Origin of the sequence: Paraburkholderia sp. Clong3, assembly GCF_050436485.1 — a bacterium.
Classification (GTDB): Bacteria; Pseudomonadota; Gammaproteobacteria; order Burkholderiales; family Burkholderiaceae; genus Paraburkholderia; species Paraburkholderia tuberum.
The window spans coordinates 1240426-1264168 of sequence record NZ_JBNDMH010000003.1 but is presented as its reverse complement, the minus strand read 5'-3'; the positions used below and the strand labels follow the sequence as shown (position 1 = coordinate 1264168).

At 60.9% G+C, this 23743-nt stretch carries 21 protein-coding genes, 1 pseudogene and 1 other annotated feature; of the genes and pseudogenes, 6 read left to right on the top strand and 16 right to left on the bottom strand.

The annotated features are described in order from the left end of the window. Positions 1 to 63: 63 nt before the first annotated feature. The 3 genes from istA to OKW30_RS29155 are packed head-to-tail and all read left to right on the top strand — an operon-like array spanning position 64 to position 2535. Complete coding sequence (gene istA / locus OKW30_RS29165; protein ID WP_429345680.1) at positions 64 to 1566, top strand: IS21 family transposase; 1503 nt, start codon at positions 64 to 66, stop codon at positions 1564 to 1566. Continuing rightward, on the top strand, positions 1553 to 2317 hold the full coding sequence (gene istB / locus OKW30_RS29160; RefSeq protein WP_429345679.1) for an IS21-like element helper ATPase IstB: 765 nt from the start codon (positions 1553 to 1555) through the stop codon (positions 2315 to 2317). Before istA ends, istB begins: the two co-directional genes overlap by 14 nt. After that, positions 2314 to 2535, top strand: coding sequence for a hypothetical protein (locus OKW30_RS29155; RefSeq protein ID WP_429345678.1), 222 nt, complete (start codon positions 2314 to 2316; stop codon positions 2533 to 2535). Before istB ends, OKW30_RS29155 begins: the two co-directional genes overlap by 4 nt. A gap of 106 nt (positions 2536 to 2641) precedes the next feature. On the opposite strand, the pseudogene OKW30_RS29150 reads toward OKW30_RS29155, so the two are convergent. Together OKW30_RS29150 and OKW30_RS29145 are read right to left on the bottom strand one after the other, a co-directional pair. After that, positions 2642 to 3144, bottom strand: a pseudogene (locus tag OKW30_RS29150) (transposase); the annotation flags it as partial. After that, positions 2747 to 2863 (bottom strand) — a sequence feature (AL1L pseudoknot). It overlaps the preceding pseudogene by 117 nt. A 70-nt stretch (positions 3145 to 3214) precedes the next feature. After that, positions 3215 to 4594: an IS4 family transposase gene (locus tag OKW30_RS29145; protein WP_429345740.1), complete on the bottom strand. Its 1380-nt coding sequence runs from the start codon at positions 4592 to 4594 to the stop codon at positions 3215 to 3217. 142 nt (positions 4595 to 4736) lie between these two features. Between OKW30_RS29145 and OKW30_RS29140 the strand changes: the two genes are divergently transcribed. After that, positions 4737 to 5711, top strand: a complete 975-nt coding sequence (locus tag OKW30_RS29140; protein WP_429348321.1) for a toll/interleukin-1 receptor domain-containing protein — start codon at positions 4737 to 4739, stop codon at positions 5709 to 5711. A 662-nt stretch (positions 5712 to 6373) separates the two neighbouring features. Here OKW30_RS29140 and OKW30_RS29135 read toward each other — a convergent pair. Together OKW30_RS29135 and OKW30_RS29130 are read right to left on the bottom strand one after the other, a co-directional pair. Then, entirely contained in the window at positions 6374 to 6676 is a 303-nt protein-coding gene (locus tag OKW30_RS29135; RefSeq protein WP_429348320.1) for a hypothetical protein, read from the bottom strand. A gap of 654 nt (positions 6677 to 7330) precedes the next feature. Continuing rightward, positions 7331 to 8065: a DUF4365 domain-containing protein gene (locus tag OKW30_RS29130; protein WP_429348319.1), complete on the bottom strand. Its 735-nt coding sequence runs from the start codon at positions 8063 to 8065 to the stop codon at positions 7331 to 7333. A gap of 56 nt (positions 8066 to 8121) precedes the next feature. Here OKW30_RS29130 and OKW30_RS29125 point away from each other — a divergent pair, with 56 nt between their 5' ends. After that, entirely contained in the window at positions 8122 to 9099 is a 978-nt protein-coding gene (locus OKW30_RS29125; protein ID WP_429348318.1) for an IS5 family transposase, read from the top strand. 310 nt (positions 9100 to 9409) lie between these two features. Here the strand turns inward: OKW30_RS29125 and phbB are convergent, their stop codons facing one another. From phbB to OKW30_RS29095, 6 genes are all read right to left on the bottom strand, one after another. Further along, the gene (gene phbB, locus OKW30_RS29120) at positions 9410 to 10150 is read right to left on the bottom strand and encodes an acetoacetyl-CoA reductase (protein WP_429348317.1); all 741 of its coding nucleotides are present in this window, start codon (positions 10148 to 10150) and stop codon (positions 9410 to 9412) included. Positions 10151 to 10212: 62 nt separating this feature from the next. Beyond that, entirely contained in the window at positions 10213 to 10596 is a 384-nt protein-coding gene (locus OKW30_RS29115) for a hypothetical protein (RefSeq protein WP_429348316.1), read from the bottom strand. Between the two features lie 164 nt (positions 10597 to 10760). Then, positions 10761 to 11027: a helix-turn-helix domain-containing protein gene (locus OKW30_RS29110; protein WP_429289746.1), complete on the bottom strand. Its 267-nt coding sequence runs from the start codon at positions 11025 to 11027 to the stop codon at positions 10761 to 10763. A gap of 323 nt (positions 11028 to 11350) precedes the next feature. Beyond that, entirely contained in the window at positions 11351 to 11725 is a 375-nt protein-coding gene (locus OKW30_RS29105; RefSeq protein WP_429348315.1) for a response regulator, read from the bottom strand. 403 nt (positions 11726 to 12128) lie between these two features. Beyond that, a complete protein-coding gene (locus OKW30_RS29100) occupies positions 12129 to 13514 on the bottom strand; it encodes an MFS transporter (RefSeq protein ID WP_429348314.1) in 1386 nt (461 codons plus the stop codon). 89 nt (positions 13515 to 13603) lie between these two features. Next, positions 13604 to 14770 carry a M24 family metallopeptidase gene (locus OKW30_RS29095; protein WP_429348313.1) on the bottom strand — a complete coding sequence of 389 codons (1167 nt, stop codon included), beginning with the start codon at positions 14768 to 14770 and terminating at the stop codon, positions 13604 to 13606. A 175-nt stretch (positions 14771 to 14945) separates the two neighbouring features. Here OKW30_RS29095 and OKW30_RS29090 point away from each other — a divergent pair, with 175 nt between their 5' ends. Then, positions 14946 to 15941 (top strand): LysR substrate-binding domain-containing protein, encoded by a 996-nt coding sequence (locus OKW30_RS29090; protein WP_429348312.1) that lies wholly within the window; start codon positions 14946 to 14948, stop codon positions 15939 to 15941. A 16-nt stretch (positions 15942 to 15957) separates the two neighbouring features. Here the strand turns inward: OKW30_RS29090 and iolB are convergent, their stop codons facing one another. From iolB to OKW30_RS29060, 6 genes are all read right to left on the bottom strand, one after another. Further along, positions 15958 to 16788 carry a 5-deoxy-glucuronate isomerase gene (gene iolB / locus OKW30_RS29085; RefSeq protein ID WP_429348311.1) on the bottom strand — a complete coding sequence of 277 codons (831 nt, stop codon included), beginning with the start codon at positions 16786 to 16788 and terminating at the stop codon, positions 15958 to 15960. A gap of 54 nt (positions 16789 to 16842) precedes the next feature. After that, positions 16843 to 18336 carry a mannitol dehydrogenase family protein gene (locus tag OKW30_RS29080; protein ID WP_429348310.1) on the bottom strand — a complete coding sequence of 498 codons (1494 nt, stop codon included), beginning with the start codon at positions 18334 to 18336 and terminating at the stop codon, positions 16843 to 16845. Further along, positions 18323 to 19381, bottom strand: a complete 1059-nt coding sequence (gene uxuA / locus OKW30_RS29075) for a mannonate dehydratase (RefSeq protein ID WP_429348309.1) — start codon at positions 19379 to 19381, stop codon at positions 18323 to 18325. The genes OKW30_RS29080 and uxuA overlap by 14 nt, the downstream gene beginning before the upstream one ends. Positions 19382 to 19673: 292 nt before the next feature. Beyond that, positions 19674 to 21398: an FAD-binding protein gene (locus OKW30_RS29070; protein WP_429348308.1), complete on the bottom strand. Its 1725-nt coding sequence runs from the start codon at positions 21396 to 21398 to the stop codon at positions 19674 to 19676. A gap of 66 nt (positions 21399 to 21464) precedes the next feature. Then, on the bottom strand, positions 21465 to 22700 hold the full coding sequence (locus OKW30_RS29065) for a CaiB/BaiF CoA transferase family protein (RefSeq protein WP_429348307.1): 1236 nt from the start codon (positions 22698 to 22700) through the stop codon (positions 21465 to 21467). 181 nt (positions 22701 to 22881) lie between these two features. After that, the gene (locus OKW30_RS29060) at positions 22882 to 23715 is read right to left on the bottom strand and encodes an enoyl-CoA hydratase-related protein (RefSeq protein WP_429289756.1); all 834 of its coding nucleotides are present in this window, start codon (positions 23713 to 23715) and stop codon (positions 22882 to 22884) included. Positions 23716 to 23743 lie beyond the last annotated feature (28 nt).

Sequence of the window (23743 nt, the reverse complement as noted above, 5' to 3'; positions counted from 1 at the left end):
GCCACTGCGCCGTCGGGTCTTCCGTGATGTTCGTACTACTACTGACAGAACAGGAAACGACCCATGACCATTGGAGCTGAACTCGAGGCGCAGATCCTGCGCTATTACCACGTGGAGAAGTGGCGTTGCGGCACCATCGCGCGCCAGTTGCGCGTGCACCGCGGCACCGTCCAGCGCGTGCTGGCCCAGGCCGGCCTGCCCAGGATTGGCGCCGTGCAGCGAGCCTCACAGATCGATGCTTACCTGCCGTTCATCCACGAGACGCTAAAGAAGTTTCCCTCGCTCACGGCCAGTCGCCTGTATGCGATGGTGTATGAGCGCGGCTACCGGGGCAGTCACCACCACTTCCGGCACCTGATCTCGCTGCACCGGCCACGCCCGGTACCTGAGGCTTACCTGCGCCTGCGCACGCTGCCCGGGGAACAGGCGCAGGTCGATTGGGCCAGCTTCGGTCACCTGCAGATCGGTCGGGCACGACGACCGCTGATGGCCTTCGTGATGGTGCTGTCGTGGTCACGGCAGATCTATCTGCGCTTCTTCCTCGATGCCCGTATGGACAGTTTCCTGGCAGGACATGCCGGCGCCTTCGAAGCATGGTCCGGGGTCCCCAGGGTTCTGCTTTACGATAACCTGCGTAGCGCCGTGCTTGAGCGTCAGGGCGATGCGATCCGCTTCCACCCGACATTGCTCGCGTTCGCCGCGCATCATCGTTATGAGCCTCGTCCGGTGGCTGTCGCACGGGGCAACGAGAAGGGGCGCGTTGAACGGGCAATCCGCTTTGTACGCGAGAGCTTCTTTGCCGCTCGCAGATTCACGGACCTCGACGATCTCAACGCCCAGGCGGCAATCTGGTGCGCGGGACCCGCTGCTGAGCGGCCCTGCCGCGAAGAACCCATGATCACCGTGCGCGAGGCCTTCGGGCGCGAACAGCCCAGCCTGCTCACGTTGCCGGAGAATCCGTACCCGTGTGAGCTGCTTCTCGCCGTGAAGGTCGGCAAGACGCCCTACGTGCGCTTCGACCTGAACGACTATACGATCCCGTATACCCATGTGCGACGCACGCTCACGGTACGAGCTGATCCCCGGCGCGTACGCATTCTCGACGGCGCCGATCTGCTCGCCACCCATGAACGCAGTTACGATCGCGGCGCGCAGATCGAGATTGCCGCACACATCGATGCGCTCGTCGCAAGGAAGCACGAGGCCCGTCACCATCGCGGTCTTGATCATCTGGCCCGGGCTGCGCCGGCCAGCCGGACCCTGATGCTGCACGCCGCTGAGCGTGGCGGCAATCTGGGCAATATCACCACGCACCTGCTGCGACTGCTCGACCGCTATGGCCCGGCCGAACTGCAGGCCGCGATCGAGGAAACCCTTGCCAGCGACGCGGCGCCTCATCCCAATCCGGTACGTCTGGCGCTTGAGCGCCGGCGCGAGGCACGGCAGGCCCCGCCGCCAGTCACCCTCATCCTGCCCGAACACGTGCGCAACAAGGACACGCTGGTGACACCACACCGGCTCGACATCTACGACCAGCTTGCGGGAGGCGCCGATGAACACGCCTGAGAACCTTCATGGGCGCGCGAACGCCCTGCGTCTGTACGGACTGCTCGCGCATTGGACCGATGTGGCCGCCGAACAGTGGGTCGCGCCGCTGTTGCAGTGGGAAGAGGATGAGCGCGCCCGCCGATCACTGGAGCGACGTATCCGCGATGCCCGCCTGGGCAACTTCAAGCCGCTGTGCGACTTCGACTGGAGCTGGCCCACGCGCTGCGACCGGCTTGCCGTTGAAGAGTTGATGTCGCTCGGGTTCGTCAGGGATACCGCCAACGTCGTGTTGATCGGCCCGAATGGTGTCGGCAAGTCAACCCTCGCGCTCAATCTCGCCTATCAGGCGCTCGTGCACGGTCACACCGCGCTGTTCACTACCGCCGGTCAGATGCTCGGCGAACTGGCCGCACTGGACAGCGATTCGGCGCTGCGTCGACGCCTGCGCCGCTATGCATCCCCTGACGTCCTGGTGATTGATGAGGTCGGTTACCTCTCGTACTCAAACCGCCACGCCGATCTGCTGTTCGAACTGGTCAGCCGCAGGTACGGATCGGCAAGTACCGTGGTCACAACCAACAGACCGTTCTCCGAATGGCACGAGGTGTTCCCGAACGCCGCCTGTGTCGTCTCGCTCGTTGACCGGCTGGTCCATCGCGCCGAAGTCATTGCCATCGAGGGCGAGTCCTACCGGGTCAAGGAAGCGCGCGAGAGGGCCGAGCAACGCGCCAGCAGACGCAGTAGCGCGCGTGCGGAGAAGAAATCATGAAGCGCCTGGCACACCTGCCTTCGGGCATCACCCGTGGGCTCGACTTCCTGATACCGGACAACTGGTCGCCGGAACAGGCGCTCGCCGTCGTCGAACTCATCGGGGATCTGCGTGCCCGGATCTGCATGCACTATGACCTCGCCCTGCATGACCTGCTGCACGAACAGCATTCCCCTCCCGAGGATCCCAATCTCAACGACATCGGCGATCCATTCTGATTGGGACCGGCCACCCCGACCGAGGCCGTCAACGGCGCTTCATTGTTGACGGTCCTGGTGAACCTTGTGCCGCCATTTATGTGCGGATTTACGCCGCCGTCAACACCTGCCACACACGCTTGATCTCCGGCCGCAGACGTTCATCGCGGATTGCGCGAACAGAGCGCCGCGACGGATCACGAAGCTGCGCGGCATGGCGTCGGTAACCCGACGGGGCAATCCGCAAGACCTTGCAGATCGGCTCGACCCCGAAGGTGTCGCGATGCTGATCGATGAAGGCCTTCAGGACTTGAAACGGCGGTCGAGCTCCGCCTGGGCGAAAAACGCGCTCGCGACCTTGAGAATCTCGTTGGCACGACGCAACTCCTTGACTTCGCGCTCCAAGGCCTTGAGGCGCTCGCGCTCGTCTGTGGTCACGCCATCGCGCTCACCGTGGTCGACCTGGTCGCGCTTGATCCACTCGTGCAGTGTCTGCGGTGTGCAGCCGATCATGGGCGCAATCGATTCGACCGCCGCCCACATCGACGGATGTTCGCTACGCTGCTCGCGCACCAGCCGCACTGCGCGCTCCCGGACTTCCGGGGAAAACTTGGTTACCTTCTTGTTCATGGCTCCATTCTCTCAAGAGTTGGAGCCTCCACAAAATCCCTCAGGATTACCCACAAGTAATGTGATGGTGCTATTCGTTTTGCCTGAATATTCGGTACATCATCGTGATTTCGTGCAGGACAAGAAATCCACGCCAGATGACGGTAGGACCAGGCGGACGATCATGCTTTCGAGCGAGATACCCGCCGAGTCTGGCGATCCACAAGATGACCTGCGCCAGTGATGGCGGTTTATCAGGTATTTCAGTACTGCCATGCGTACGACAGTAGAGGGCTCGCCACTCGATTGGCTGCAGCAATACTTCGCATGGCAGGTTGCCATCAAGCCTTGCGAGCAACATGGAGTACAGGATCCTCCAGCTTACTACGGCGAACAATGCGGTGGCGCGGACGAATCGATCGAGATTGCCAAATTGGCGGGCTTCAATGCGACAGCCACTTTTAAGCACACGATGCCACGATTCAATCGTCCATCGGCGCGCATACCATGCCAGACGCTCAAGGGCCTGAGCGTGCGTTTGCGTAGGCACCGAAGTCAGTAGAAGCCATTCCAATGGCTCTGCTCCTTCGTCCAAGTTCGTTTCCTGTGCATGAATTGCAAACACTTCAATTTCGGGAAGCTTCTCGCGACGACGATTTTGCGGCGGACGAAGGCGTACGGGCATGCAGCGCACAACCAGCCGTGCGGTGCGTGCCGGGCGGTTTTCGCGTGCAGGCACCTGCAGTTGGGCCTCTCCAAGCACTGGCGAGGCCAGCACGGTTTCCCACAAATATCGATCGGGGTGAGCAACGCGTCGGTTCCACGACGCGCGCACCAACCAGTCGACGCCGGCAGGCCGCTGCGCCAGGAACACATCATAGACATCGCCTTCACGGTCGCTCACGCCGATGACATGCGTGCACGGACAGTGCGCCTTGAGTACGCCCAGTTGCTCGATGCCTTCGAGCCATTTCGCGCTCTCTTTTTGTTGTACGGTTCGTTGCCCGCGCAGATGTTTCTTGCCCAACTCCTCGTGCCTACGTTTCCAGGTCTTCATCCCGATCACCCCGAGTGGCAGCCCCTCTGGCGTGAGCGCAAGCAGACTGTGTATCAGGAAACCACGCACGTGTGGATCGGAGCCATATCCCAGACCTTCGGTTGCCCGCAGATGAGACAAATTGAACTCGGTGGTGTCCTGAACAGCAAGGACGACTGGCACCTGTTGCATACGACACAGCGTTTGACCGATGTGCCCACCCAGCACGCCATCGACATCCACGTGCGGGTTGTCGAAAAAACGATATGCCGCCTTCAGCTCCGAACCATTGAACGACTGCGGAAAAGAGCAATGTGGGCCCAACGAAAGCTTGCGTGCCAACGTCACGAGCCGTCTGGTCAGGCGAGCGTCGCCGAGCTCGGCGGCGCCAAACTCTTCATTTGCCCAATCATCAAGGTCAGAGGTGTCCGACAATGCCCGGCATCACAGATCACGAACCGGATCAAAGTTAACATCGGTCGTCACCGTTTACAAGCCATCGCCCTTCAATCGCATAGTCACGAGCGACTTATGGGTAATCCTGAGACAAAATCCGGGGCGGTTCAGGGAGATTTGTATGCCATCACCATCGGATGCACGCCACAAGGCCCATCGTCAGTACCTTTCGCCATCGACGTGGGAGTTGCTGGACGAGGTTTATCTTTCGCTACCGGTAGCTGAGCGCGAAGCGCTCCCCGAATCAATCGGTAGTTATATAAACACTCTCGTCGGCATCGCAATTTCGAATTTGTCCAAGTTTTGTGAACCCTTGAAACGAACGGTGGCTAACTTATACATCGAGTCCCCGGGTGGGGAGCGCTTCCTACTTGACTCGACTCGGACAACATCTATCTCGGATTGGGTACTCTACCTAGACTCGGATGGAGAACTTGTCACCGCGGCGAACGCGTCAATCAAGCGCGTGAACAGCACTCGAGAGAACATCGGCGTCTTGATACTCGAGAGCTACTCGTCCTACATCGTACTCACAGGTCGCAATGCAGAAAGACGCTTTACGGGGTCGGAGAGGCCGTTGCCCTCAGAGCCAACGCTGGCTGTCGCGTCGCTAGGCAAGAGTCCCGAGCGCGTTGGCAAGCCCCCCCATCCACCGCGATCGTCCGATGTCTTGCCGACCAAAACCAACAGTCGACCACTGAAAGTCTTCCTCTCCCACGCCAAGGAAGACAAGGATTCTGTTCGCAAGTTGCGAACAGATCTAGTTGCCGCGGGACACGAGCCGTGGCTAGACGAGGAGAACTTGCTTCCAGGTCAGGACTGGGAAGTTGAGATTCGCCGCGCCGTAACCACGTGCGACATCATCCTGGTGTGCGTCTCGACGCGGTCGGAGCGGAAGGGATACCTTCAAAAGGAAATCACCTACGCGCTAGACGTAGCGTCTCAACAACCAGAGGGTGCAATCTTCCTGATTCCCGTAAAACTGGAGCCCTGCGAGGTTCCAGCGCGACTCTCAAAGTGGCAGTGGGTGGATCTGCATAGCGAGCAAGGTCTGCAGCGCCTACTTCAAGCCTTATCGAAGGCTGCACCCGCGTAGGCCCAGTGCAAAGTGACGCCTAATCCTTCGATCGAGCGGGCATCCAGCCACGTATGGGCTACTCCGCCCGCCGTAACGGGACCAGGCCTGATTTCCCTCCTTGCCGTATCGATTGACCACGTGCCGCCGGTGCTCTTGAGCCACACGATTGAGTGCTAGTTGAAAGCCTTGGGTCCGCGGATGTCGTGCCTCCGGCTGTGATCACGACAATGTCGCTTTTGTATGGGTTTGTCGCAATAAGGCGTTGGGCTCTGCGCGGCAACAAGACGAACTACTACAAGCTTGATGCAAACGGTGAATCCGGCCGTGGCCTGAGTGTGTTTGCGAGTAAGCACCGATTGGCATTAATGACCTTAACCCGGAGATGGCGAACGACGTCTCGTTCGGCGCGGACGGCGGCAGCGCAATAGTACGGCTCGCATCGTCGGCCTACCGTCTGCTTACGAACGGCCGGAAACTGAACGAAGCTGACGCCTGGATGTCGGGTCCGCGACATCAACGAATGACCCTTCATGGCCGAACCCAGTCGTACAACCCCGTCGCCGGTATGGACTCGCACTCACAAGGTCGAACAACAACTGGTCCAACGCAATTCCATTAGGCTGGTGCCGGTGACATCTTTGTTAGGGCGTTGATCGCGTCGGCCGAGGGCGTTTACTCCTTTACTCGCCCTTGCGTGCACCGAAGAGCGGCAGCATCCAGAATGGTTTGAGCCACTGCGCCCAAAGGGGTGCGGGCTCATGCGGAATGCGCCGGTCGGCGTTCGACGGCTTGCGAGCGAGCAGTTGTACAAGTGTTGCTTCCGCTATCCGGCGCCCCTCCGCAAAGCTCATAAAAGCCGGCATCAGTCCGTTGAGTGCAATTGGATCCGCGAGCAGCCCACGCAATGTCTGCTCGTCCATCGCTTCGAGTTGCAGTTCGTACTCGATTTGCAGCGTGCTTTGCAATTCGGCCAAAGTCAGCATGTCCACCTCCCGGTTGATCGACGAAAATGGTTCGAAGCTTCTTCGCGCATACCGCCTGCATAGCTCGCCATTGACGGTCGGAAGCGGCCGCAGAGGTCTGCACCATACTGCTGCCGAGCACATACGTGCTGCGCATCTGTTCCGTTGGTGAATAGTATGGCGCATTTGTGCATAGCAGCAAATATCCCATGCCACCCTCGGAGTCAGCGTCGTCGCAGGCACGGTCTAGTGCAGCCAGGCGCGGCAGTCCAGCCAATTCTGAGCTTTCGATTCCAGCTAACCGGGCGCGAGTCCAGACAATTCCGTTTCCCCGCAGTTGTTGTGTGCTGGGAAACGGAATTCTTTGGACTAACGCAAATTTCGTTAGACCCGAAAACACGGAGTTAGCTGGACTACACGGTGATTCATCGTTTTCGTTAGCGTACTGTCGTGATGGTCATGACCGATTCTGGGTGGGCGTTCCCCCGAAATCTGGACCAAACGAACTTGCCGATCATCCCCAGCATAGCGAGTGCGGTGACTCGAAGTTCACTCCGTGTCGTTCGCATAATCTGAGACCAGCAAAAACGCCTCTCCTAGGGCAACGCTGAATAAGTACCTGATTTTCGCAAATGCGCACGTAGCAAGGCTTTGCGGGGAGCGAAAAGGACTTAATCAGCGTAGCCCTAGTTCGTTCAGTTCGAGCTTTAGGCGGTGACAGTTGACTTCGCCACCGGAATTTGCGTATGGGTAAACTTCGTCGGGCTCTCCGGAAAGGACGAAATATCCGCTGTCTTCGTCAAACTCGTTGTGCACCTCGTAGAATTCCTCGTCCACGCTGGCGACTGACCACGGAAACAACGCTTCCGCAAGGGCCTTCACGTTGTAGCCAGTGAAGTACTGCACCCATTCCTGCGTTAATGTCTGATTTCCATCCTTGTCGTGAATGAACACCTGCACGGTACTACGCCCGAGGCTCTTGTGAATCCAGTCTTCGAGTTCAACTGAAACCTTCCCGCCTTCGCTGATGTGCCGCATAAGGGGTTCATCGATAGCGAGCTTACGCATGCGCTGCTGAGGGGGTGAGCCGTCGAAAACCGAAACCAAGACATCACGGGTGCCCGCGCCCAATCTGTTAGCCTTCGGAATCGGGATGGTCCAGGACTTGCCGGTGCGCTTTACGTGATTTGCATCGACGTGGACCCAAAACGTTTCGCCCGTCTCAATGAAATGAGCGACGAGGATGACCGGAAGTGAATGATTCGTCCAATAGTCGAGATGTGTGAGTTTTCCACGAAAGACGTAAGCGTCGTCGGTTTCGGTGAAGTGGCTTGGACCGGTTTTGATCTGGACGGCAATCAGCTTGCCCGTTGGCTGCTTGTCTACTAGGGCAACGCTGATTAAGTCCACCGATCCGGCGCCTCAAGCGTTATAGAGCTCGGATTGAACGAAGAAGGCGAAACAGGATGAAGCAGCAGACGCTGGCGATGGCAGCCGATCAAGGAGCGGGTTTCGAGACCCGCCGCAGACGCACGCGGCGCGACGAGTTTCTCGACACGATGAATGCGATCGTGCCATGGGCGCAGCTGTGCGCGGTGATCGAGCCACATTTTCCGAAGCGCGGCAATGGCCGCCCGCCGATTGGTCTGGAGCGCATGTTGCGCATTCACTTCATTCAGCACTGGTTCAATCTGGCGGACTTTGCCTGCAAAGAGGCGCTTTACGATAGTGCCAGCCTGCGTCGTTTTGCAGGAATTGATCTGGGCTGCGAGGCGGTACCAGACGCCACCACGCTGCTCAAATTTCGTCGTCTTCTCGAAACCCACAAACTGGGCGAGCAATTGTTTGCCGAAGTCGGCCGGGTGCTGCAGGCCAGCGGCATGAAGCTCAAAAGCGGCACCATCGTGGACGCGACGATCATCGGCGCGCCGAGCTCGACGAAGAATGAGCAGAAGGCGCGCGACCCCGAGATGCATCAGACCCGCAAGGGCAAGCAATGGTACTTCGGTGCCAAGCTGCACATCGGTGTGGACAGCCAGAGCGGCCTGGCGCACAGCGCGGTGCTCACGCCGGCCAATGTGCATGACAAGCATCCACTGCCGCAATTGCTGCACGGGCAGGAGCGGCGCATCTACGGCGACAGCGCCTATGCGAGCCAGAAGGAACTGATCCACAGCAAGGCGTCCAGGGCGCGCGACTTTACCAATCAGCGCACGCGCCGTGCGGGCGGCGAAGTTGACGAGGTGCAGCGTGGCAAGAACCGCAACAAGTCGAAGATCCGGGCCCGGGTCGAGCATGTCTTCGCGGTCGTGAAACGGCTGTGGGGATTTACCAAGGTGCGCTATCGCGGGTTGGCAAAGAACGCCAACCGGGCATTCGTCGCGCTCGCGCTGGCCAACGTCTATCTGTCGCGCAGGCAACTGATGGCACCGGTACGCCCATAGTGGGCGAAAGGCGGGCAACGCGCTCGCCCACAGGGCCCGCGAGGGCCGAAAAGCAATAGCGCAAGCTCGGCTTCATGACTTGACGACGTTCAATTGCTGACGCGCTGCCAAATTCGCGGCTTGTTCAGCGTAGCCTTAGCACGCTGACCCTGTTTCTGCGCGTCACATCGGTCGTTAATGTGACGCGACTGGTCCTGTATTGAGCCATCAATGGGCGTGCCGCAAAGCGGCTTGCATCTCGTAGTCACCTTGTCAAAAACGCAGGCCGGGACCTCTAGCGGCCTGCGCGGACCACGCGTCCAAAGAGGCCTCAACCCATATGGAGCCCACCGTTGAGCGAAAAATCAGCACCGGTCGCAAAGCCTGATTCATTGCCGGCAAGCCACGCAACAATTGACGCAATTTCCGACGCCTCCCCAAGACGGCGCACCGGAATGCCCTGAATGAATGCATCCAGCACTTCAGGACGCACGGCACGAACCATATCTGTCCCGATGTATCCGGGAGAAACCGTATTCACCGTAATGCCCTTGGTCGCTACCTCCTGGGCAAGCGACATCGTAAAGCCGTGAATGCCCGCCTTCGCGGTGGCGTAGTTCGTTTGGCCGAACTGTCCTTTCTGACCGTTCACGGATGAGATATTGATGATTCGCCCCCACTCCCTGCTGACCATCCCCTCGATGACCTGCTTGGTGACGTTGAAGAGGCTGGTTAGGTTCGTGTCAATGACATCGTTCCAGTTCTCTCTGGACATCTTGCGAAACGTGCCATCCCGCGTAATGCCGGCGTTGTTCACCAGCACGTCAATCTCGCCGACGTCCTTCTTCACCCTGGCGAACGCAGCCACGGTAGACTCGCAGTCACTGACATTCCCTTCGGAAGCGGTAAAGGAAAAGCCAAGCGCCTCCTGCTCCTTCAGCCATCTTTCCCGCCGGGGAGAGTTGGGTCCACAACCGGCGACGACCGTGAATCCGTCCTTGAACAACCGCTGAGAAATTTCTGTACCAATTCCACCCATGCCGCCGGTGACATAAGCGATTCGCTTTGACATGTTCTTCCCTCGGTTGTTGCAGTTAAGAATTGAAACTTGTAGTTCGCCTGCAGGTATGCGGCTCACGCCGCTTGGCGAGCGTTGGCCGCCGGTAAGGCCGTACCTTTCAGCTTCCGGGCGGCAGGTTTGCGAGCAGACGCAGGTACTGGCGGCGCGCTGGGTACCTCCTCTGGCAAACGGCCGCGCTCAATAAAGCGCTGGAGCACCTTGCCCGCCAGCGGCCTCCCGCGCTGCTCCAGTCTTCTGAGAAGAGCGTGCGCAAATGATTTCAGGTCGTCGCGTCCGTGCGAGGCCTCGAAGTGAAGAATGGTTTCCGAGACCGCAGCGAGCATGCTTTCCTCGTACAGCGTGCTCGCGATATGCGAGGCGCCTCGCGACAACTCCATCTCGTACTGATTGAGGCGCGGTGCCTGGTCGAACGCCGCATCTTGTTTAACTGCCTTCACATCGATTCCCTCCGGGTTTGCGGAAGAGACGCCTGCTGTGCCGCATCCGAAATGCGTACAACTGCATCATTGCGAGTGCGATGCCGACGGGCTGCGAACTTCAGAACGTACGGGAATCCACGGAGGACAAACGCCCCTGGCCCGCGATTCCCGCGAACTGCGAATCAGGTGACCGGAGGCTGCCCCGTGCAAAGCCAGTGAACATCGAGATGGAGGGCGGCGGCGAGGCGCGTACAAGCGTTCAGCGGCGGCACGGTGATTCCGCGTCGCCAATATTGCACGTCATATTCGCTCACACCCAGCCACTTCGCTGCGCGTGCCGAACTGATGCCGGCGCGTGTCAATGCCCTGTCGAGGCGTGCGGCCAAGGCGCGCGTCAGGCGGTCATTGCCGACACTGCGCTCGAGATGACCGATACTATGTCGATTCATTTGTCTAACTTCTCTCAGATTATATTTTTTGCAATTCAACACCGGTTATTTCGGTGCCGGCCGAATCTACGTATTTGTCATGACGGCCTCATGACGCCATGTTGCCTTTTCGACGGCACGCCGGATGCCACTGTGGTTGGCGTTGTAGTTGCGAGTACAACTATTCCTTCGCGTGTGCAGTGGCGCCAACCAATAAGTAAATGTTCACGTTTGCCGTTGCACACGTACGACAAAAATGTCGTCTAGACCATCCGGACGAGCACAACCCTGGCTTGCGTTTAGCTCGGGCCTTGGGGTGAGCGCATCTGACAGCAAAGCGATGCCTAGGCGGCCAGGAGAGCGCTCACATCACCATTGCTTTGAGCATCCTCAATCACTTGCAAAAGTGCCTCGAGGGAGAATGGCTTCTGCAGACAGACATCGAAAAGCCGCGTGAATCCGGTGTCCTCACTGTCTCCAGTCATGGAGACAATGAAGGGCCGGTCAGCGAAAGTATTGACAATCGACAGTGCGACCGAACTTCCTTTAATTCCGGGCAGGTTCTCGTCAAGCAGGACAAGTTCGAAAGCGCGGCAGCACAGCAGCGAGAGCGCGCTTTCTCCGTCTTCCACCACGGTGGCGCGGTGACCGTAGCAGTCAAGCAGGAAAGCCAGACTGTCCGCGACTACCTCATTATCTTCGACGACCAGCACGTCCATTCAATGTCTCCTTAAATGCCAAAACCTCGGGTTAACATTGATTCGTATTATTATATTATCCTAATTGTTTTGGATGGCTTACGTATGTTAAATGGTTAAGCCCAACTGCACTAGGTGTTTAGTTTAAAAATAGCAGCACGAACGTCCGTGAGTTTGACGACTGCCCTGCCCGAATTATTATGTATGCGTCGTTGACGCACGTCTGTAACCAGCACTATTTAGGCGCGCGGACTGATGACACGCCTTTCACATGATGGAAACTTCATTCGACGAACCGTCTCTTTCTGCTGAACAACCGCTATCTTTCAGGTTTCCTCGCCCCGGCGGACGGTGGAACGCGTACGCGCGGTGCGAAGGTGTAGCCATCGTAACGACGGAGCAATGCGATGGAGAACACCAGTGCTCAGCGCGACAAAGGACGCGGCGAGTGCCCGCACGCATGCGCACCCAGCGCGGTGGCCGCTTCATCTTCCGGCTCCGCGGACAGATCCCGCTTGAAAGTCTCGGCGAGGAAAAACGCGCACACCAGGCTCAGCAACCCCGTCGCCGCGATATAGATCGAAATGGGCAGCGTCTGGCCATATGTGGCGAACAGATAAGTGGCGATCAATGGCGTCGGCCCTGACGTGATGATGCCGGCGATCTGATAGGGCAGCGACGCACCCGTATAGCGCACCCGCGTACCGAATAGCTCCGCAAACCACGTCGATTGCACGCCGTACACGGACGCCTGGCTTAACGCGATACCGCAGACGTACGCCACGAGAATCAAAGTCGAATTGCGTGTCTCGAGCAACGGAAAGAACGCGAATCCGTAGATCGCCACGAACACCGCCCCGAACATGAAGACGGTCCGGCGTCCGATCAGATCCGACAGTTTGCCGAACAATGGCAGCGTGATCAGCGCGAGGGCGCAGCCGAGAATGATGGCGTTCAGCAGGAGTCCGCGCGGCAGGCCGAGCCGCGTCGTGCCATAGACCAGCACAAACACATTGATCACGTTGAAGGTGATGTCGACCGCAAAGCGCGTGCCGATCGTCAGCACGAGGTCTTTCGGATGCCGGCGCAGCAATTCGATCAGCGGCGCCTTGACGACCCGCTTGCTCGCCTTGATCTGTTCGAATACCGGCGATTCCATGACGCGCAGCCGGATAAACAGGCCGATCGCGATCAGCGCGACGCTCAGCAGGAACGGCAGGCGCCATCCCCAGGAATAGAACGCGTCCGACGGCAGACTCGACACGGCTTTGAACACCGCGGTCGAGAGCATCAGCCCGAGCGGCACGCCCAATTGCGGGAACGCGCCGAAGAAGCCCCGCTTCCTGGCCGGCGCCGTTTCGACCACCATCAGCACCGCGCCACCCCATTCACCGCCGACGCCGAGCCCTTGCAGGAAGCGCATCGCCACCAGCAGGATCGGCGCCCAGACGCCGATCGAAGCGTAAGTCGGCAGCAAACCGATCACGAAGGTGCCGACGCCCATGATTGTCAGCGTCGCGACGAGCGTCGCCTTACGTCCGATGCGGTCGCCAAAGTGCCCGAAAAACACCGCGCCGAAAGGCCGTGCGAGATAGCCGACCGCAAAACTCCCGAACGCCGCGATGGTGCCGACCACCGGATCGAACGAGGGGAAGAACAGTTTTGCGAAGACCAGCGCCGAAGCGGTGGCATAGAGAAAAAAGTCGTACCACTCGATGGCGGTCCCGACCACCGAAGCGACCAGCACACGGTTGACGGCCGAGCGGCTGATAACCGGCGAGTTGCCGGCTGAAACGGGCGATGTATTCATGTCTCCTCCCTTCTCTGGGAATCCATGTTTTGAACTGCTGCGTGTCAGCGGCGCAGGTGCGCCGGCACGTTACGATAAATTCACTGTGCTCACCAGTGCAGTTCCATCGGGAACTGGTCGAGCGTTTCGACGCCGCCCGAGGTCAACCGCACGATACGTTCCGTGCGCAAGCCGCCGACGTTCGGTACCGTGATGGTCGCCTTCAGGGTAAAGACCATGTTTTCCTGCAGCACGGTCCTGTTGCCCGGCCCGATCCATGGCGCTTCTTCTTCCGGGTCCATGCCGGTGCCGTGACCGGTGCCATGGCCGCGCGCTTCGCTCGAGTATTGCTCATAGTTCGATTTCACCAGCGCCTGCTGGATCACCGCGTTCAGTTCCATGGCGGCCATGCCGGGACGCGCGGCGGCAAGCCCCGCTTCGACCGCGCGCGCCGCCGCCGCGACGATCGCCATCTTCTCGGGATTCGCCGGACCGTAGGTGAAACCGCGTCCGCCATCGGCCACGTACCCACGATAACGCGCGCCGATGTCGGTCATGATCAGGTCGCCCGGTTGCAGGATGCGGTCGGTGGGGCGCGCCAGGTTATACGCCGAGCGCGGACCGGATTGCACCATCGAATCAAACGCGGTCCGGTCCGCTCCTCCTGCGAGCATCGCGCGGTCAGCGATTAGAGCGAGTTCACGCTCGGTGTAGGGACGGCGGTCGGCGAGCGCGTCGCGAATCGCTGCCATCGCCGAATCGGTCAAGGCGGCGGCTTTGCGCATCAGCGCCACTTCGGCGTCGCTCTTGATCGCCTTGATTTCGGCCAGCACCATCGTCGGTTCAAGTTTCAGTTCGCCGAGACCGGCGTTCAGGCGCTGCAACAGGTCCGCGGGGATATAGGCGGCGCCGGCGAGGCCGACCGTGCCGCTGCGATGCCGCGCCGAAAATGCCTGCACCTGCTGCGTGACTTCACGTAGGCTGCGCACTTCGAAGGCGGTCACGCTCGTCGCGTAGTCGAAGCATTGATCCGACACGAACAGCACGGGGTCACCGTCCACGGGCAGCAGCAGGATCGCGTTGGCGATGTCCGATACGCCGTCGAGCGGACGGAATTCGGTAAAGTAGCCGATGTTCGCGCCACGCCAGCAATCGCCGAAGGCAAGCAGGCCGACCAGTTCCGCCTTGTCGAGTGCGCTGCGGACCTTGGCGACGCGGCCGAGGAACTCGTCGGTGGTGATGCCTTCCGGCGGGATGTCTGTGGTACGAGTGTTCATTACTTCTTCGTCTCCTGTGTGGCTGCAGAATGCAGCCCGCCTCGATGCCCATGAAGGGAATTCGCCCCGCCTTGGAATGCAGGCCGTCCTCTGCATAGTAGAATCGATCGATATGCTTTTATAATGAAAAATAACGCAAAACCTATATCGATACGGAATACATGGAGGCAACATCGTGACCTCGGCAATTCATCCGGACAACGGCGCGGGGGCCATCGCGACGGGCCGCTTCGACCCCACGCGCCTGAAGACGCGCCAATTGGCCCTGATCGTTCACCTCGACACCCATCGCTCGGTATTGCGCGCGGCGGACGCCGCGCACATGACCCAACCCGGGGCGACCAAGTTGCTGCGGGAACTGGAAGAGACGATGGGTGTGCCATTGTTCGAACGGCATCCGCGCGGTGTCGAGCCCACCTGGTACGGCGAGGTGCTGGTCCGCCATGCGCGCAGCGTGCTGGAGGAGTTGCGGCACGCGTACGACGAAGTGTCCGCGCTCAAAGCCGGCCTGACCGGGCAGGCGATGATCGGCACCGAGGTCACGGCGGCCACCAACCTCGTGCCGCAAGCCGTGGCGCTACTCAAGAAGCGCTTTCCGCAGATTCGCATCAACATCGAGATGGAGTTCAGCGAGGTGCTGGTGCAGCGTCTGCAGGAAGGCAAGCTGGATATGATCGTCGCGCGAATCCGCAATCCGGACGATCTGGCGGAACTGCACTACGCCCCGCTCGCAGAAGCACAGCACGCGCTGTTCGCACGCGTTGGCCATCCGCTCGTCAAGTGCAAGACTCTGAGCTGGAACGAACTGGCGCCGCAAACGTGGATCTTGCCGCCGAAAGGCAACGTGATGCGCAATCAGTTCACGCAACTTTTTCTCGAACGGCAACTCGCGTTGCCGACGGATGTGGTCGAGAGCTCATCGCTGCCTGTCATCACGAGTCTGCTGCAAATGAGCGATATGATCGCGCCGCTTGCGCGCGAGCCGGTGCGGCCGTATTGCATTGCCGGCGCGCTCGAACCGCTACCGTTCGAACTCGATCTGAAGCTCGGACCGGCGGGCATCGTCACACGGCGCGGCGACAGGCTCTCGCCGGGCGCGCGGGCGATGCTGCAAGCGCTGCGCGAGGCCGCCGGATTCGACACCCAAGGCCCCGACGCCGACAGCGATTGACTTACCGCAACGGGACTCAGCGCGCGCCGTCCACCGCGACCCTTGCGCCGGGTTGTAGTAACCATTCATGAGCCGGCTCGTTATGTACGTGCCAGGCGCGGCGCGGACCGGCCATCACATTCAAGTAGTAGAGGTCGTAGCCGTGCGCGGCGGCAACCGGGTGATAGCCGCGCGGCACCAGCACGACATGCTTGTCGTACGCCGCAAGCGTTTCGTCGAGACTGCGGTCGTCGGTATAGACGCGCTGAAACGCGAAGCCCTGCGGCGGCGAGACGCGGTAGTAATAGGTTTCCTCGAGATAGGTCTGCTGCTCGCCATCGTCGGTATCGTGCCGATGCGGCGGGTAGCTCGACCAGTTGCCCGCGGGCGTCACCGATTCCACCACCAGCAAGCTCTCCGCCGGCTCGGTTTCCGGCAGGATGTGGCGCACGTGACGCAGGTTGGCGCCAGCGCCGCGGGTTTCCTGCCTGACCTCGTCAGGTGCAATGAAGCGCGGCGGCAGACCGCCTTTCGCGGGCGCGGAGCAGATTCCGAGTTCGACGTCGTCCGTCGCCACGATCGTGTAGCGCGTATGCGGCGGCACATACATGGACCACGGCGCGCCATCGAACGGCGTCATCCGTGCGCCGATCGCGCGGCTCGCGAGCCCTTCGCAACCGACCATCGCGTGCCCCTTGACGAGCACGATCACGACTTCGCGATTGCCTGTATCCTGCGTGACCGTGGCGCCGACCTTCAGGTCGAAAACATCGAAGCCGACGTATTTCCAGCCGGCGCTCGCCGGCGTGATATGGATGATCTGGCCGTCCTCGGCATGCTTTGACGGTCTGACGAGCAGCTCGCTCATGTCTTCCTCCAGTATTTAGGGCTGCTACTCTGCAGAACGTGGCGGTCGCTGTGGCTACGTGCATGGCCGTGAAGCGGTACAAGCGTCCATGGCTTTGACGACGCCGTGTGCGCGAATCGCCGCCAGATGGCGTCCGACCTGCGCGACGAAGCGCGGCAGTGCGCGCAGATCACATCCGAAAATCGACTCGATTTCGAACAGTGTTTGTACCGCATCGATGGCATCCGCGTGCAAGGTCGAGCGGACCGCTTCGGCCAGTGTGTCCGCCAGCGGGTCCGCGATGGCGTAGGTGCGGCCTGTCTCGTCCTGTCCGCTGAGGTACGCGATCCAGCCGGCCAACGCAAACGCGAGACGTTCGGTCGGCGCGCCGCTTTTCAGGTTGGCGCGCACGCTTTCCAGCCAGCGCTGCGGCAGTTTCTGCGAGCCGTCGATCGCGATCTGTTGCAAGCGGTGATCGAGCGCGGCGTTGCGAAAACGCGTGAACAGTTCAGCGCGATAGGTGGCCAAAGCAGGTCGCGATAACGTCGGCTCGACCTCGTCCCGCAACATGCTTTCGACAAAATTCGACACGGCCGGCGCCGCGATCGCCTGATCGACGGTGTCGTAGCCGATCAGCGACCCGAGGTACGCGAGCGCCGAATGCGCGCCGTTCAGCATCCGCAATTTGGCCTGCTCATAGGGACGCGCGTCACCCACGAGCGTCGCGCCTGCGCGCTCCCACGCCGGCCGCGGTCCTGCGAAGCGGTCCTCGATCACCCATTGCGAAGACGGCTCGGTCATCACCGGCCACGCATCGTCGGCACCGAGTTGCTTCGCTACGCGCCTGCGATCGGCGTCGGTGGTGAGCGGCACGATCCGATCCACCATCGTGTTGGGAAACGCGCCCTCTCCCTCGATCCAGTCGGCCAGCGCAGGATCCGCTTCGCGCGCGAACGCCAGCGTCAACTCGCGCATCGTGTCGCCGTTGGACGGCAGGTTGTCGCACGGCAGCACGGTAAACGGGCGAAAACCGCCCGCGCGGCGCAGCGCCAGCGCGCGCACGACGAAGCCGATCGCGCTACGCGGCGCGGCAGCCTCGCGCAAATCATGAGCAATGTCGGGATGATCGAACTGCAACGCGCCGCTGGCCGGATTGCGGCAATAGCCTTTCTCGGTGATCGTGAGGCTGACGATATGGCAGCGCGGATCGGTCATCGCATCGAGCACGGCGGCGGGCGACTGCGGCGCGACCAGCGAAGCGATCAGTGCACCGACCACCTGGAACGAATCCGCATCGCCGTTTCGCACATTCACGGTATACAGATGGTCCTGCGGAGTGAGCGCCTCCGACGTGTCCGCACGCCGCAACGAAACGCCGACGATGCCCCAGCGGTGATCGCCAGCGCTCAATGTGTGCTCGGTGTACACGGCCTGGTGCGCGCGATGAAACGCCCCGAGGCCCAGATGGACGATGCCCGGTGCAAGGCTCGTGCGATCGTAGGCGGGAACGACGACTTCGCCAGCGGCGCGCGGCGCGAGCGAAGCCACGACGGCATTACTCAGCCGCATGATCGGCCGGATGTTTGGCGAGGCCTTCCCAGATGCCGTTCAGATAGACCGCACCCAGCGCGCGGTCGAACAGCCCATAGCCGGCGCGGCCCGTTTCGCCCCAGATCATTCGCCCATGGTCCGGCCTTGCATAGCCTTCAAAGCCGGTTTCGAAATAGGCTTTGACGATTTCCGCCATGTCGAGCGAGCCGTCGGCCGAACGATGCGAGGTCTCATGAAAATCGCCCGCGGCATTGGTTTGCACGTTACGCAGGTGCGCGAAATGAATCCGGCCACGCGCGCCGAACTCGCGCACCAGTGCCGGAATATCGTTCTGCAGGTCCGCGCCCAGCGACCCGGAACACAGTGTCAGGCCGTTGGCGGGATCGTCGACGATAGCCAGCACGCGCCGCAGGTCCGCGCGATTCTTTACGATGCGCGGCAGCCCAAAAATCGGCCGTGGTGGATCGTCGGGGTGGATCGCCATCTTGATGCCGGCTTCTTTGGCCACCGGAATGATCGCGCGCAGGAAGTAGTCGAGATGGGCCCAGAGACCGGCCTCGTCAAGCGCTTCGTAGTCGCGCAGCAGGGCTCTCAACTGCTCGGGCCGATAGCTCGCGTCCCAGCCGGGCAGCTGGGTACCCTGGCTGACGTCGAGCTCGCGGATCGCTCGCGTGTCGAACGCGAGCGTCGTCGATCCATCGGGCAGGTGCATTTCCAGCGAGGTGCGGGTCCAGTCGAAAACCGGCATGAAGTTGTAGCAGACCACCTTTACGCCGCAGGCGCCGAGGTTACGCAGTGTCTGGCCGTAGCTGGCGATGAGCCTGTCGCGCGTCGGCTTGCCGAGCTTGATGTCCTCGTGCACCGGCACGCTTTCGATCACTTCCAGCGTCAGCCCGTGAGCCTCTATCTTCTCCTTCAGCGACAGGATCCTGTCGATCGGCCACACCTCGCCCACAGGCACGTCATAGATCGCCGAGACGATCCCGACCATGCCGGGGATCTGGCGGATATAAGCGAGCGGCACGGGGTCTGCGTCGCCATACCAGCGGAAGGTCATTTTCACGATCGAGTCTCCTCCTCGTACGCTCGCCTCGCCTTCGACGCAGGCAGCGCATCAATGAATGGTCGGTTCGGCCCTTCCGTATTGGCCCAGGGCGGCGAGGCGGCGTCTGGACGCCTTGCGCCTGTCGGGTTCACGCGTCGGGGCGCAGCCAGGAGTCTGCATACTAGCGGCGATCGACATGCCTTTATAATGAAAAATAACGCTTGATCTATACCATTGTGGAATACATTCGGCTGCGCGGGGTTGCTGGCTCTCTGATCGAACGGCGCAAGGTGATTAGCTCGCTACCGACTCACGACGACAGATCCGCCAGCCGCCCTAACCACAGACCTTCAGGCACGTTCCGCTCGAGGAATATGTTGCAGGCGAACTCCGCGCTGCGCTCGGGAAAGTCTTCGCGGTAGTGACCGCCGCGACTCTCACGCCTGGCCAGCGATGCCGAAGCCATCAATTCACCAACCTGGATCAGGTTCGCCAATTCGATGCCCCGCATGAGTTCAGCCGGCGTGCCGATCACCGTGTCCTGAAACAACTGGTCTCGCGTCTCCCTGCAGACCCGCCTGAAAGTCTGAAGTCCGGCTTCCTCGCGCACGATCAGCAAATACCGGTTTGCACACTGCTGAATCCGTGCTTTCAGTTCGTCCAGCGTGTGCCTGCCCTTTCGGCGGAATTGCGTGGCGACCGTGCAGTGGTCGTCCACGGCCCCGGTAGTCGCGCTGTGCGTCATCTTTTTCGCGCGTTCGGCCGCGCCGAGGCCCGCCCGGCGGCCGAAGACCTGGCACGTCAAAGCCATATTGCCGCCGAGACGGTCGGCGCCATGTGGACCCGCTGCCACCTCACCCGCAGCGAACAGACCCTTCAGATTGGACTCAGCGTTTTCGTCGATATATAAACCGCCGTTGATCGCATGCGCGGAACAGGTGATCTGCACTCGGTCCCGATAAAGGTCGACGCCGTGCTCCTTATACCATTGGCAGGTTAGCGGCCACATCCTTGCGATGCTTCGGCTCTTGTCGGCCAGTATCGATTCGAGATCGCACCCGGCGAAGTCGAGAAATACGCCTCCTTCAGCCGTGCCGCGGCCATCGTTGAGTGCCTTCTGAATCGAAATTTCGACGTAGCGTGAGATGTCGCTCGAGCTGAACGGAAAGTGCCGCTCTTTTTGCCTAATGACATCAGCCTGAGCGAGCCCCGCCGGCAGATAGTCAGGGACGAACGCCCTGCCATCGCGGTCGGTAAGATTCGGGTGCGCGTCCCACAGGTAGTTGCCGAACAAGTTGACGAAAGGCGTCAGCACGCTCACCCCGGCCTGCATGAACTCCATGTTGACCAGTCGCGCGCCCGCGCGATAAGCCATTGCATAGCCGTCGCCGGTAATGTCCGATGGATACAGGTTTTGGGCGAACAGCTGACTTGCACCGCCGGTGGTAAGAATAGTCGACTTGGCACGGATCAGCACCGGGTTTCCATCCGAATCGATCGCGTATGCGCCCAGACATTCGCCGTCCTGCGATAGCAGGTCGACGAGCATCAACCGGTCCATGACCTTGATGCCTCGCCGGGACGCTTCGGTCCCCAGCGATTTCACGATTGGTTTGAAGTGCTCGTGAATCACATGCGAGCGCGCCCTGGAAGAAAAGCATGCGCGAAAAACCAGGTAATGGTCGTCCTCGCGCTCAAACTTTACGCCGTACTGTTCGAGGTACCGCAGGGAGTCCTGCGCTTCGTTCGCGAGAATCGCGCTCAAGCGCGGGTCGCCCATGCCTTGAGCGGCATGCAGGATATCGGCGAGAAAAACATCAGGATTATCGCTGGGATCCCCTGCTCCGTCCGGCACATTGAAGGCGCCTACTTCAGCTACGCTATGAAACGTCGCGCCGCTTTTGCGAAATTGGCCTTTGATCACGATCAGCACGTCAGCGCCGCTGGAATCTGCCTCGAGCGCAGCCCGCAGCGCAGCGCCGCCGCTGCCAACGACCAGCACATCCGTAATGACTTCCCTGTATCTGTCACTCATGCCTGCTTCTCCTGTTTCCATCGACACGTGCGGCACGCTCGCCGCATGGACGGCTTCACCCTCGCCTCACGCAACTCCGCCTTTTGCCTCGTCCTCGGCAACAGCCGCGGCGTCCTCGGCAACGCCGATTACGCCGTCCGCCAGCAGCGAGTCGATCATCGGTCGGTTCATTCCCAACCCTGACATGATCTCGATCGTGTGCGCGCCCAATCGTGGCGGCGGCGTGCGGATAGCCGGCGCGCTGCCGTTATAGCGCACCGGGTGATTGACGAGCGTCACGCGGCTGCCGGTTGCACCTTCGACTGTCTCGAAGCTCTTCAAGTGGCGCACCTGCGGATCGGCGACCACCTGCGCATAATCGTTGACGCGCGCGTGCCAGACATGATGCCGTTCGAATAGTGGCAACCAGTGCGCCGTCGTGTCCTGCGCAAGCCGGCGCGCAAGCCGGTCGGAGATTTCCTGCTGCTCGTCGAATGCGCGCTTCGCGGGAATCCGTTCCTTTTCCGGGATCTCGAGGATCTGATAGATGATGTCGAGAGGACTCAGCGACAATGCGATGAAACCGTCCGCAGTTGCGTATATGCCGTACGGTGCGGGGAAGTACCAACCTGATACACGCCCTGCCTGTCGCACGTCGTCATGGCCGTCGCCGTTCAGGAAGCACGTGAGAGACTCCTGTTGCAGATCGAGCGCAGCCGCCAGCAAGCTAACGTCGACCCGGCAACCCTCGCCCGTACGCTCACGGTTGAGCAGTGCTGTCAGGATGCCGTTCGCATAGAGCGCAGCGCCGTGATGATCCACGACGGACACGCCCACCGCGCGCGGACCGTCCTGCCGGGTTCCGGTGATTGTCGCGATACCCGACATGGCTTGAATGATCAGGTCCTGCCCTGGCCGGCTGGCATAGGGGCCGTCCGGACCGAATCCCGAGCCCGACGCATAGATGATGTCCGGCTTGACTGTCCTGAGTGCCTCATAACCCAATCCCAGCTGTTCCATCACACCGGGACGGTAGTTTTCGGCGACGACGTCGACTTGTGGCAGCAATCTCATGACGATATCGATCGCCCGCGCGTCCTTGAGATTGAGCGCCAGACTGCGTTTATTGCGATTACCCATCAGAAGCAGCATCGTCTGTCCATCGATGGCGCGGTTCGCGCCGCCCCATTTGCGCTGAAATGCGCCGTCGACAGGTTCGACCGATATGACTTCGGCCCCGCAATCGGCGAGGTGCTGCACGCCCAAAGGCCCCATCAGAAAATGATTGAAGCTGAGAATGCGGATACCGTTCAGCCCGTTCATGCAATCTCCGTTACGTGGTGAGTCCGGCTATCTGGCGAGGTGGACCAAGGCCCTGCTGAACTCCGCGCTAACCCTGAACGTTCGAGCGACCGCGGCGTGGATACCTGGGTCGACGCCCGTCAAAACTAGAGGTAAGCGTTGCTCATCGCCGTCGAAAGGCGCATGTGCGACGCACCAGTGATCAGCGACCCTTGAAGTGCGGCGGCCGCTTCTCGACGAATGCGCGGTGGCCTTCGGCGCGATCCTCGGTCTTGAACACGTCGAGATTCGCCTGATGCTCCCGCTCCAGGCCTCGTTGAAGGTCGGTCTCGAATGAATCGAGCACCGCGCGCTTGGCCAGTCGGACCGCAAGCGGCGCGCGGGCGGCGATCAGCGACGCGATCTCGATAGCGCGCGCGATGCTGCGTGCCGGTACGACGACCTCGGTCACCAGTCCGTGGCGCTCGGCCTCGGCTGCCGTCAGCGGTTCGCCGGTAAGCACGAGTTTCATCGCCAGTGTCTTGCCGAGCACCCGCGGCAGGCGCTGGGTGGCGCCATCGCCCGGTAGCGCGCCGATGATGATCTCTCGCTGCGAGAAGGTCGCGTCGTCCGCCGCGACGACGATATCGGCCAGCATCACCAACTCGTGGCCCCCCCCGATGGCGAAGCCGTTGACCGCCGCGATCAGCGGCTTCGGAAACGTTTCAATCGCCTTCCAGCTCGCGAGGCGCACCGGGTCCGCGTACGCTGCGACCCCGCGTGCCGCCATGTCGGCAATATCCGCCCCCGCGCTGAAGAAACGTTCGCCGCCGGTGAGCACGACAGCCCTGACGTCGTCGCTGACTTCGGCTGCCGCGAGGACGCGTGCCAGTTCCGCCAGCAGCGGCACGCACAGCGCATTGCGCTTATCGTGATGATTCAACGTGATCGCCCAGACGAACTCAAGTGGTTGTTCCAGCTTCAGGTACTGCAGGTCCTCCCATGCGGCTAGCGGGATCGGCGCCGCGCCGCTTCGGTCGATGTGAGCCGTGTTCATGATGAGCCTCTCGGTAATTCGATCGCCT